Origin of the sequence: Xanthomonas sp. SHU 166 (assembly GCF_000364685.1) — a bacterium.
Classification (GTDB): Bacteria; Pseudomonadota; Gammaproteobacteria; order Xanthomonadales; family Xanthomonadaceae; genus Xanthomonas_A; species Xanthomonas_A sontii.
The window spans coordinates 1-570 of the sequence record NZ_AQOJ01000589.1 but is presented as its reverse complement, the minus strand read 5'-3'; the positions used below and the strand labels follow the sequence as shown (position 1 = coordinate 570).

Sequence of the window (570 nt, the reverse complement as noted above, 5' to 3'; positions counted from 1 at the left end):
CCCGCCGTTCACGCCGCGCTCGCCGGCCGGCTATGCCGACGTGGCCGCGGAATGGAGCGGCGCCGACGCACTGTGGAAGCGCGTGCAGGCCGCCGAGGCGCTGGCCGGGATGGCCCCAGGCGAGCCGCTGGCATTGGCCGCGACCGCGTTCGGCGACGGTCCGGATGCGGACACGCTGAGCGCGGTGCGGCGCGCCGAATCGCCACGCGAAGGCGTGGCGGTGCTGCTGGCCAGCCCGGCCTTCCAATGGCGCGCCTGAGCGGCGCGCGGTCCGATCCGCGATGGGAGAAGCTCCGATGCAACTGACACGCCGTCGTTTCCTTGCCGCCAGCGGTGCGGCCACCGTGTTGAGCCTGTGGGCGGGCAGCGGCCTGGCCGCGCCGGGCGCCGATACGCGCCTGCTGGTGGTGCTGCTGCGCGGCGCGCTGGACGGGCTGCACGCACTGGTGCCGACCGCCGACCCCGACTACGCACGCCTGCGCGGCGCGCTGGCGCCGCCGCAGACCCTGGCCCTGGACGGCAGCTTCGCGCTGCATCCGGCGCTGGCGTTCGCGCATGAGCTGTACGCGC

At 75.8% G+C, this 570-nt stretch carries 1 protein-coding gene and 1 pseudogene; both read left to right on the top strand.

What is annotated here, in order from left to right:
- A partial coding sequence (locus tag D180_RS14670) for a DUF1800 family protein (protein ID WP_043091036.1) occupies positions 1-259 on the top strand: 259 nt, incomplete at its 5' end.
- A gap of 37 nt (positions 260-296) precedes the next feature.
- Positions 297-570: pseudogene (locus tag D180_RS14665) on the top strand (hypothetical protein); the annotation flags it as partial.